Consider the following 11,294-nt stretch of genomic DNA (forward strand, 5'->3'; position numbering starts at 1 on the left):
ATTCTTTCAGTGGAAATTTTTCCTCAAAGGCTTTATTAAGCCGCCCCTGATTTCCTTTTACAGCGAATAAATAATCACCTCCCTGTTTTTGTATCTTCTCTGCAATATCTTTCTGACACCCCATCGCATCAGTCGTGATAATTTTTCCTTTAATATCCACCATGTTAAGAAGTTCAGGGATAGCGATAATCCCATTAGATTTCTCATCCGTCTTGATCTGTCCGATGACCAGACTGTGCATTGTTGAGAACGCACTAATGACATGAATCGCTCCCTTGCGGCGACTCTTGTCATAAGAGTGCCGGAGCGTTTTTCCATCAATTGCAATGACGTCTTTATCATTTGAGGAATGGCAGTCACGTATCCAGTTAATAAAGCACTCGTGAAATTTTGCAGGACAGATCAGGATACAACTCTGGCAATAGTATCGTGAACAGGAATACCATTTTCAAAATCACCATATTGCTTCAAAAAACCGAGATGTGTTTCCCCAATTCCTAACCTTCTGCACCAGAAATAACGGCACAAATAGTCAACAGTAGAATATCCAACATTTTATGTTCCACTTTCCAGGCTTGTCTGTAATCAGGGATAATAGAAATATGTTCCATCAACTATTCAAGTTCCATTTTATTCTCCTTATTTATATAAAGAGTATTTGATCACATATAAGCTGTGAAAAACAATTTTAAGCAATGAAGTATCACTCAATTCTTGAACATAAAATACGAATTATTTAGTATAAAAAGTATGCTACTTATGTTCTCTCCTTGAGGTTGTACTACATATAAAATGCCTTTACCTGACTACCGTCTCAATAATAACCATTCAGCAGAATTCAAATATTAAATTATTTTACTGACTTTGTTTAGAATTATTTGATTCTTTATTAAAAAGCAGTTCAAGCTCCAGTAAATCTTTTTTTCTTTCTTTAATCCTTTTTGCAGGAATACCGAAGTAACAGCCCCAAGGTTTGGTAGATTTTGTCACCATCGTCATAGCTCCGACTGAACATCCTTCTTCAATTGTTACACCAGGAAATACTAATGAATTTGTACCAATTATGACATGCTTACCAATTACAACTTGCTTAATTATTTCCTTTTTAAATTTTTTGGGTATCGTAGGGTTAGTCATAGTACGCCCAGTATAATCATCTGATTGAGAAAAGACGTGGCAACCATATGCTAGTCCAGAGAAATCACCAAGTGTTACACCTTCTATACCTCCAGCAATATTGCAAAATGCCGCAATATGTACATTCTTTCCTACCGTAACTTTTCCGGATAATAGACAAAAATCATCAATTCTTGAGTTATCCCCAATTTCAATATTTTCAGAATTGTAAATTGAAGCCTTGCTGCTAATCTTTACATTTTTACCAATTTTTTTGAAACCTAATTCTTTAAGTTCTAAATCAGACAAAAATGACATAGTTCACCCCAATATATTAAAAATATAATTAATGCTTTTGAATAATAATTCAAGCATTAAATCCTAATAGTAGACTCAAAAAAACAACTACTAGATTAAAAATGTATGAAATCATAGAAATCTAAGTTACAATAAAATTATATCACTGAAGTATCATATGAAAAGCAAATGATTTATTACGAATAAAATGTAGCGTGCGCATAACGATCTTCAATATATATAAAGAAAAATTAGTAATGTCAATAGAATATTGAACCAAAAACGCATCTAAAAATACAATAGTCATTAACCACAAATAAAACATCACGAAATTGCATTCAACATATAATCATAACCAAAACAATTTCACAACATAAATTTTAATGCATATTTGACAAACAAGTTATCAATAACTAACCAAGCAACGGAATTAACCTCCAAATACTTTAAGATAAATATTTTTCTAATGTGTTATGGTACATTTTAATTATTTTATTTTCGTCAAATTTTCTAATAATATACTCTCTCCCTGCGTAGCCCATATTTATTCTTTCTTGTGACGTAAGCGCAATAAATTTACGCATTGCATTCGCTAAGCCAATGTGATCACGTACATTGCAAATAAATCCCGTTTCACCATCGACTACAACATCCTTGCAGCCTACGTTGTTAGTGGTGATTATTGGCTTGCGCATTGATGATGCTTCCATTAATGCTCGAGGTACTCCTTCTCTATAGAATGAAGGTAAAACTATACAATCAGCGCTCATTAGATGTGGTCTAATATCATTTTCTACACCTAAATACTCAACTATGCCTTTAAGTTGCCAATTTTCAATTTCTTGTCTTGTAATGGCACCAGGGTTATGACTATCACAAGCGCCTAACAATTGAAATCTAACATTGGGACACTCAGCTTTTAAAAGCTCGGCAGCATCAACATATACACCAACACCTTTTTCCCAGAGCATTCGGGCTACAAGAAGAAATATAATATTATCATCAGAATTTATCTGTTCCAAAACTTGTTTGGGGCTAAAATAATCAGTATCAACACCTTCACTTGCCAAAATGAATGATTTATTATTATTTATTATTCTTTTTCTTAAAAAGACATCCCTATCATCCTCATTCAAAAACCATACCTCTTTTGCAAAACGAAATGAAAACGCATATAGATGAGTAATGAACTTAGTTAGAAGTGTTTCTTTGTTAAATACAAAACCAAGTCCTGTAGTTATCGCTATAGATTTGCAATTAGTAATACCAGCCGCTATCGAGCCATAAATATTTAGTTTGATGGTATAATGAAAAATAAAGTCAGGCTTTATTTTCCTATATATTTTTATCAACTTCAACAACAGCATTAAATCTTTAAATGGATTTCTTCCTTGAGATGAAACAGAAATTGATTCAAAATGGCACCCTAAGCTCTTGATTTTTTCTATATAATCGTCTGCTGGAGCAACGACAGTAACTTCATATCCTTTTGCAATTAAACTTTTTATCAATCCTTTCCGAAAATTATAGACTGACCAAAGTGTATTTGCCACAAGCAATATATGTTTACCATTTTTACGAGACATATTTAATCCTTATTTACTTAAACCATCCAGTAACAAATAAAATTTTAAAAAATACATCATCCATAAATTTTACTCTCTTTACACGCCTCGCAAGAACATACTTCAATCTACCTACTAAACTATCTTGGCATTCAACAAAATCTCTACTCATTGCATACGCTTCTTTTTTGTTATGTCTTAAACAGTATAAAGAAATCAACTCCATCTGAAACAATAAAAGATGGCTTCCATTTTTTTTATTTTTTTTAAATTGCCTTATTCTATTATGAAAAATATTTTTAAATCCTGATTTTATGCCTACAACATTATTATCATGCTGTCTATAACTGAGATAACTGTTGTGGTCATATATTAATATGCCGGATATTTTTGCCAGTATTAAAAAAAACCAATCATGCATAACAATCCGATTGGCAATATTTTCCTCTTCTAAATCTAAATCTAAATATAATTTACGTAAATATTGGTTGAAAACAAAAGTACAACCAGGTGCACAATTTTCAATCAATATATTATTCAGCGAAAAATCACTATGAGAATCATAACAACCTATATAATTCAATTTATCATCAACATAATTATACGAAGAGCAATAGCCTATTGCTGTATTTTGCTCATATTGTGCAATCTTAGTTGTTGCAGCAATCAATTTAAGGGGATCCCATACATCATCCTGATCACAAAAGGCGTAGTAATCATAATCCTCAACTTTCTTAACCAACCACAAAAAACTAGCTATAACCCCAACATTTTCACCTTCATACAAAAATATGGAGTGATTTTGCGACATATAGTTTTTAATAATTTCACATGTTGAATCAACAGAACCATCATCTCGTATATGAATATGCAAATCGAAATCTCTATAGCACTTTATTATCGACTCCAGTTGCTCTCTAATATATTTTTCACCATTATAACTCGATAATAAAATAGCCATTTTTTTTAATTTCATTTTTTTCCTATATCATCAACATTAATTGTATTTCACATACTGAATAAAACTCAGGTTTTACTTATATCTGATATTATCCAAATCTACAGAACCGAGTATTCTTTTAAAATCTCAAGATGATAAATATTTATATAAAACATGATAAAGCATATGCCAACGACGACTAGTTTTGCAAAATTTTTTTGCTTGAAAAGGAGGACTAAGGATGGAAGTAATATTATCTCACTGATAGAAAAAAGTTCACTAACACGTAATGAAAAAACTGGCAGTGAAGATAAAACAATGAAAGCAAGCGGGGATAAAGAATAGATTTTTAAAAAAAGCACCCCCTTACCTATCAATAATTTTTCCCGAGCAATAACAAAAGAAAGTGTAACTATAAGCAGATGTAATATTTGCATTACAGAAAAAATATTAACAGGGACAAAATCAGCACCTTGACTTTGGTTAATATAATCACTGAACTTATATTGTACATAAGAAATAGGGATAAAATTTATTACAGTTAAAAAGTTCACCCCCAAATAATAAGACAAATACGCACCAAATAGCATTAAAAAATAAATAATGATGTATTTTCGGCTAACAGCATATGGATCAAACAATAAAACAACAAGAAATAATAATGCAGTTATATGGAATGTTGCTGCAAGAGAGATCAATATGACAAATTCTATGGCTTTTGTCTTTTTAGCATACTGCAATACCGAATATAAGACTATAGCACCTGCAACCCCAGCCCTTATCTGAGTCATATCTTGCAATAAAAAAGTATTAGAGTAATACACGAGCACTGATAGCAATAAAAAAGGTGAACATTTTTTAATTACATTATATTTTAATGAAATTGATATCAGCGCAAAAACGACAAAAACAATTAAATAGGCATTAAATACATTGATTGCAATAAAACTCATCAATTTAAATGATGGCTCTATTGGAAATAATAAGTTATTTGCCGAATCAAAAATCAACATGATATAGTTTGCATAATCCCTATCGACAGACTCGCCGCGAAATGCACACATTAAAAACAAGAATATCATTATTGCTTTTAGCAAGAGTTTCTGCGCAGGAAGAAATGATAGTGCAGCGATGCTTATAAATATTGATAGGTATAAAAACATTACAATCTCATTTCACGATAAAATGGTTAATATAGCTTAACATTAGTTTTTAATTGCCAATATATTATCAAGAATTAGAGAAGTAACCTTTCCCCATTTTACCTGTTACACCATCTCTTATTGCAATCGCTAACAACTTGATTTTCTTTAATTTTGAAGATGCACTAAGTGTATGTACAATTATAAATAATGGTAACTTAAAAAACAAATATACACGATGATTGAATGATATTTTATTTTTACGAACTAGATATATTGAATTTCTCACTATGAAATAATGTCTAAAATCACTATGCATTATCACATTTTTCCCAAATACACGTTTCGCTTCATTTCCAATATTGTGCATCATGACAATGTTTGGCACTACATAAGATATTAACCCCATTTTCTTCGCACGTTCGCACCATTCAATATCGACAAAATCTATAAACAAAGACTCATCCATAACACCTATTTTTTCCAGGACTTCCATTCTAATCAAACTCCCTGAGGAAATTAGAAAATCAGTCTCTATCGGGTGTACGCCTTGGAGCAATGTTGTTTTCTGAAAAGGTTTTATATGGATTGCTCCTGTTATCTTTCCAGTTTTCTCATCCTTAAATGCTGGACCAAGTACAGCTACTTGTTTTCCGTCATTTATAAGAGAACGTTCACTCAACAGCAACGTATTAACCATATCTTCTGGAAGGATACTGTCTTGATCCAAAAATAAAATATGTGATGCCTTCGATTGCTTGGCATATTGAATTCCAATATTCTGAGCTTTTGCAATACCCAAATTGTTGTTTAAACGATAGAGCTCAATTTTATCTTCGTATGATTCAAACTCTGCATCAGGTATAATAAAACTCGGATCATCCGTGTTATCTACAAGTACAATTTTGTCAACTTGTACAATTGTTGTTCTTAATAATTCATGTACCCGATTAGTTTCCGGCCTGAAAAGAATCACAATCGCAATAATATACTTACCTTGTTCTATCATGTTTTTCCTATCACTAGTTAGATGCAATGTATTAAATCATACAACGGTCAATCCATTAGTAAAACTTAACCAAACCAACATAGATTATGTTATATGTAACTAGTTTACAATTTGCTATTACCAAAAAAAAATTCAATTTCTTGCAAGCAATTAATAACTCTATCTATTGATTTATTATGTTCAGCTACTATATGACTATAGACTCTATCTTTGGTCCTTTCTGCCCAATTAATTTGTTCTTCAGTAAAACCATAAGCTATCCCATAACGGTCGCTTTCATTAGGGTACCAGTCGTTCACACTTTGCTCTTCTGTTGGTACAACATATGATGGGCAACCACATAGAACAGAAAATATAGAATATGCAGTATAATCATCATAAGAAATAAATTTTTGTGCTCGTTTAAATATATTCGCTATTTGTTGATGTGTTAAACCATCAATTTTTATTGAATTTGGGGGATGAACTATTTTTTTGTCAGAACCTTTCCGAATAAGATAACAACATTCTATATCCCTTTCTTGACTTACTTTATTGTTGTATATCTGAATCGGATAGTAAATTACCTTTAACTCATTTGATGCTAAGCAAGATCCCTCATTATAAAAGTCATTAATCGCTGAGTTAAATTTAAAATAGAGTTCATTTTTTCCATAGTCCACAATATTAGTATGATATCCTGGCTGATGTAACAGCCACCTTACAACATTTTTTATTTTTAAAGGATTACCATTAATTATTTCAGGATAGATCACCACAGAATCTGACGGAAAATTATTTAGTTTTAGCCAAACAGGAGTATCCCACTCATTATTAGTTTTAAACTTAAATTTACCATAAAGCTCCCATTTTAATTTTGATAGAAACTTCCTAATTGTTCTGCTTCCATAATAAAATGGGTCTAATTTAACTAAATATGCATTATGAGTACTGTATTTGTTAATTATATGACATAGCCGATGCAAAACCACAGAACCGCCGCTATTTTCATCATATGAGTTTGTATATATATATATATTCATTTATCAGTAATCTTTAATGAAATTTGTGAAACTCTTTTCGCTATCAACATACAGTGAACAATAGCAAACACAAGCCCTGCAAAGCCCACTAAAAATAGTTGTACAAATAAAATCCATTTAACACCATGCTCATATTGAAATTTTGTAGAAAACTTAAAATATATCAACTCTATCAAAAATAAAGGAATGATATATAAATATATAATCCGTAATCCTTTGATAAAGAACTTGGCAAAATTATACCCGCCCCATAATAAAAATAAAAAAGCAGAACTTACACCAAAGAAAATAGATGTTCCCTCTCCAAAATATTTTTTTGCAACAAAGATATTTACCGGGATTACGATAATACTAAATAGTGCATAGACAATAGTATGTTTCTTTAGTTCACCAAAGCTATATAACAGTAAAAACACAAAATTGGAATATATTGAAAATACTCCACCTATAAATAACCATGGTAAATAGTTGGCAGCTTTTACTGATAATGTTTCATTACCGCTCCATATATATATAATATCCTTACTATAAAAAACCAAAAATGCACTTAGCGGTATTGTAACGATAAATATAAATATCAATGAATTGCTAAACAATTCAGAATATGCTTTTAAGTTTTTTTGATGATAATATCTTGTTAGCTTGGGTTGTAAATATTGATTTAGTGGGTCACTCAATATAGCTAATACACTTATTATTGATACCGCCACACTGTAAATGCCATATTCGGTCAATGTACTGTATTTGGTTAGTGCTAATTTATCTGATTGATTAACCAAAACCCATAAAATTGATAAAGTTGACAACTGTAGCGCGAATCCTATTATTTTCTTAACTGATGTATCACTAAGTTCGATATTATTTTCTTTTGGTGGACATAATAATAATCCTGTTTTTCTTATTTTCTCACTACACAACACCATTAAAGCACAACTAATAGCCGATGAAATCAATTGCATCGAAAAATAAAACTCAATCCCTTCATTAAAGTATTTCATTAAAAATATCGTTAATGGTTGAGATAGTGTAATGCTGAATAAATTAATAGTTGTCAATGTAACTTGTGATTCGTTAGAAAGTAGTATGCTACGAGATGGCCCTTGCATATAACGTAATGCAAATATCCAAAACATCAATGTTGTACAAAAAACAACCATCCCTCTATCCAGTTGTGTATTTAGCCATGAAGCACTATACTGCTCACTTATCCACCAACCAATGATAGCTAATAAAAATGACACAACTAAAAAAAACATAACTATTTTTTTATATAGTATGTTAAATTTTTTATATGTTTCTTGATTTTTCCTAGAAATAATTGCTTCTCTAGTTATTACGCTTCCCAAGCCAGCATCCAAGATACTAAGGCAAGCCTGAAGAACTGTAAAAAATCCAATTAGACCATATGTCTCTAATCCAACTATATCTATCAGTATTGGAATAAGAATAATTGTAATTAATGCGGAATATATCCTTACGCTATATATGTAGGTTAAAATCTTAACTTGTTTATTCATAAACCATACTTCATAATATATGACTTCCTCCAGAGCATAAAGTGGTGGTTATAATACCACCACTTTATTTCAAGCATTTTTTTTAAAGAATTCAGTTATCTTTTCCGAAATATAGTTAACCTGCTTACTCTCCAACTCATAATACATTGGTAGTCTGAGCAAACAATCTGAAAATTTGTCACTATTTTTCAAATTAACCTTTTCATTTTGTTTAATATAGTATTCACTTTTATTTAATGATAGGTAATGAAAAACAGAATGTATTTTATTTTCTTTAAGGTAAGAGATAAGTTCAGAGCGTTTTTTAAGATCATGGCACAGTATATAAAACATATGTGCATTATTGGTTGCGTATTCCGGTATTTTAGGAAGTTGAATATATCCAGAACTAGCCAAATCATTTAGGTTACTATAGTATTCATTCCACAATTCCTTTCGTTTATTTTGAATGGTTTCAATATTCTCCAATTGTGCATAAAGATAAGCGGCTATTATATCCGATGGAAGAAAAGAAGAACCTATATCAACCCATCCATATTTATTGACTTCCCCCCTGAAGAAAGAGGCGCGATTAGTTCCTTTCTCTCTGATAATTTCTGCTCGATGAGAATATTCACCATCATTTAAAACAATTAATCCTCCTTCTCCTGATATTATATTTTTGGTCTCATGAAATGAAAATGTCCCAAATGTACCAATACTGCCTAGCGGTCTATCTTTATAATATGAATCAATTGCCTGGGCAGCATCCTCAACAATATGAATCCCGTATTCTTTAGCAATCTCTAAAAATCTATCCATATCGCATGCTACACCTGCATAGTGCACAACGATTATTGCTTTTGTTCTATTTGTGATAAGTTTACTCGCAGATTCTGGGTCCATATTTGGATTATCATCATAACTATCAGCAAAAATTATTTTTGCACCTCTGAGAGCAAAAGCATTTACAGTTGAAACAAAGGTATAAGCAGGTGCTATAACTTCATCGCCAGGCTTGATATCTAACAGAATTGCTGCCATTTCCAGCGCGTCTGTGCAGGAAGTAGTCAAAAGCGCTTTCTGAAATCCATATTTTTCCTGAAAAAAATCATGACATTTTTTTGTAAAAATTCCATCACCTGAGATCTTACCATTCGACACAGCTTCTGAAATATATTTCAACTCATTTCCATGAAGATACGGTTTATTAAAAGGTATCATCTGCATTCCTTATTCTCCAAAAAAAAATCAGCATTTTTATCTTTATCCGATAGGATAAGTTCATTACTTTTTATTGGCCAGTCAATATTCAATATAGGATCATTCCATCTGATACAACCTTCGGCACTTGGCATGTAATAATTGGTCGTTTTATATAGAAATTCGGCCTCTTCACTAATTACTACAAAACCATGAGCAAAGCCTTCGGGTATCCATAATTGTTTTTTATTTCGCGCTGAAAGGAATACACCAACCCATTTACGGAATGTACTTGAGTCAGGACGCATATCAACAGCGACATCATAAACTTCACCTTTAACACAGCGAACTAATTTTGCCTGAGAATAAGGTTTAATTTGAAAATGCAATCCTCTTAAAACACCTTTAACTGATTTCGAATGGTTATCCTGAACAAATTCGACCTTACGCCCCACTGCCTCTTCGAATACTTTCTGATTAAAGCTTTCCATAAAGAAGCCACGTTCATCCCCAAAGACTTTTGGTTCAAAAATCAGCACATCAGGAATTTCAGTTTTAATTACATTCATTTTATTAATAACCTTTAATCATTTTGAGCAGATACTGACCATAAGCATTTTTCTTCAACGGTTCGGCTAATACTTTCACCTGCTCAGCATCAATAAACCCTTTACGATAAGCAATTTCTTCCGGGCAGGATACTTTTAATCCCTGACGCTCTTCAATTGTTGCAATGAAGTTACTTGCTTCAATAAGGCTTTGATGCGTCCCTGTATCCAGCCATGCATAGCCACGCCCCATCATAGCGACAGACAAACGTCCCTGTTCCATATAAATACGGTTAATATCGGTAATTTCCAGTTCGCCACGGGCAGAAGGCTTAAGGTTTTTCGCCATTTCCACAACGTCATTGTCATAGAAATAAAGCCCAGTAACCGCATAGTTACTTTTTGGTTCCAGCGGTTTTTCTTCCAGGCTAATTGCCGTACCGTTATTATCAAACTCCACCACACCATAGCGTTCAGGATCATTAACGTGATAAGCAAATACCGTTGCACCGCTTTCTTTGTTAACCGCAGCGTCCATTAATTTCGGCAAGTCGTGTCCATAGAAGATATTATCGCCAAGCACGAGTGCACAATCATCACCACCAATAAAGTCTTCACCAATGATAAACGCTTGCGCCAGGCCATCCGGACTCGGTTGTACTTTATACTGTAGATTAAGCCCCCACTGGCTCCCGTCCCCCAACAATTGTTGGAAACGCGGTGTATCCTGTGGCGTACTAATAATCAAAATATCGCGAATACCCGCCAGCATCAGTGTTGAGAGCGGGTAATAGATCATAGGCTTGTCATAAATAGGCAGGAGTTGTTTACTCACGGCCATAGTCACAGGATAAAGACGAGTGCCGGAACCACCAGCCAGAATAATACCTTTACGCGTTTTCATTTCACCATTCCTTTTAATTCATCCCGCTCTGGCATCATAAGCGAGATGCAAA

Annotated in this window: 10 protein-coding genes and 1 pseudogene; all 11 read right to left on the reverse strand. The window is 32.6% G+C overall.

What is annotated here, in order from left to right; genetic code table 11:
* Positions 1-611 (reverse strand): annotated as a pseudogene (locus D9734_RS23240) (ISAs1 family transposase); the annotation flags it as partial.
* Between the two features lie 244 nt (positions 612-855).
* Positions 856-1,434 carry an acyltransferase gene (locus tag D9734_RS09015; RefSeq protein ID WP_130206891.1) on the reverse strand — a complete coding sequence of 193 codons (579 nt, stop codon included), beginning with the start codon at positions 1,432-1,434 and terminating at the stop codon, positions 856-858.
* Between the two features lie 425 nt (positions 1,435-1,859).
* Positions 1,860-2,999 (reverse strand): glycosyltransferase family 4 protein, encoded by a 1,140-nt coding sequence (locus D9734_RS09020; RefSeq protein WP_130206893.1) that lies wholly within the window; start codon positions 2,997-2,999, stop codon positions 1,860-1,862.
* 13 nt (positions 3,000-3,012) lie between these two features.
* The gene (locus tag D9734_RS09025) at positions 3,013-3,954 is read right to left on the reverse strand and encodes a glycosyltransferase (protein WP_130206895.1); all 942 of its coding nucleotides are present in this window, start codon (positions 3,952-3,954) and stop codon (positions 3,013-3,015) included.
* Positions 3,955-4,037: 83 nt separating this feature from the next.
* Complete coding sequence (locus D9734_RS09030) at positions 4,038-5,081, reverse strand: EpsG family protein (protein ID WP_130206897.1); 1,044 nt, start codon at positions 5,079-5,081, stop codon at positions 4,038-4,040.
* Positions 5,082-5,148: 67 nt separating this feature from the next.
* Positions 5,149-6,069: a glycosyltransferase family 2 protein gene (locus D9734_RS09035; RefSeq protein ID WP_130206899.1), complete on the reverse strand. Its 921-nt coding sequence runs from the start codon at positions 6,067-6,069 to the stop codon at positions 5,149-5,151.
* A 104-nt stretch (positions 6,070-6,173) separates the two neighbouring features.
* Positions 6,174-7,091: a WavQ gene (locus D9734_RS09040; protein WP_130206901.1), complete on the reverse strand. Its 918-nt coding sequence runs from the start codon at positions 7,089-7,091 to the stop codon at positions 6,174-6,176.
* Positions 7,088-8,608 (reverse strand): oligosaccharide flippase family protein, encoded by a 1,521-nt coding sequence (locus tag D9734_RS09045; RefSeq protein WP_130206903.1) that lies wholly within the window; start codon positions 8,606-8,608, stop codon positions 7,088-7,090. Before D9734_RS09045 ends, D9734_RS09040 begins: the two co-directional genes overlap by 4 nt.
* Before the next feature lie 69 nt (positions 8,609-8,677).
* Positions 8,678-9,811, reverse strand: a complete 1,134-nt coding sequence (rffA, locus tag D9734_RS09050; protein WP_130206905.1) for a dTDP-4-amino-4,6-dideoxygalactose transaminase — start codon at positions 9,809-9,811, stop codon at positions 8,678-8,680.
* Positions 9,808-10,359 (reverse strand): dTDP-4-dehydrorhamnose 3,5-epimerase, encoded by a 552-nt coding sequence (rfbC, locus tag D9734_RS09055; protein WP_130206907.1) that lies wholly within the window; start codon positions 10,357-10,359, stop codon positions 9,808-9,810. The genes rffA and rfbC overlap by 4 nt, the downstream gene beginning before the upstream one ends.
* 4 nt (positions 10,360-10,363) lie before the next feature.
* Complete coding sequence (gene rfbA, locus D9734_RS09060) at positions 10,364-11,242, reverse strand: glucose-1-phosphate thymidylyltransferase RfbA (protein ID WP_105280193.1); 879 nt, start codon at positions 11,240-11,242, stop codon at positions 10,364-10,366.
* Between the last annotated feature and the right edge of the window lie 52 nt (positions 11,243-11,294).

This window comes from Escherichia sp. E14S1, from assembly GCF_004211995.1.
Lineage (GTDB): Bacteria > Pseudomonadota > Gammaproteobacteria > Enterobacterales > Enterobacteriaceae > Escherichia.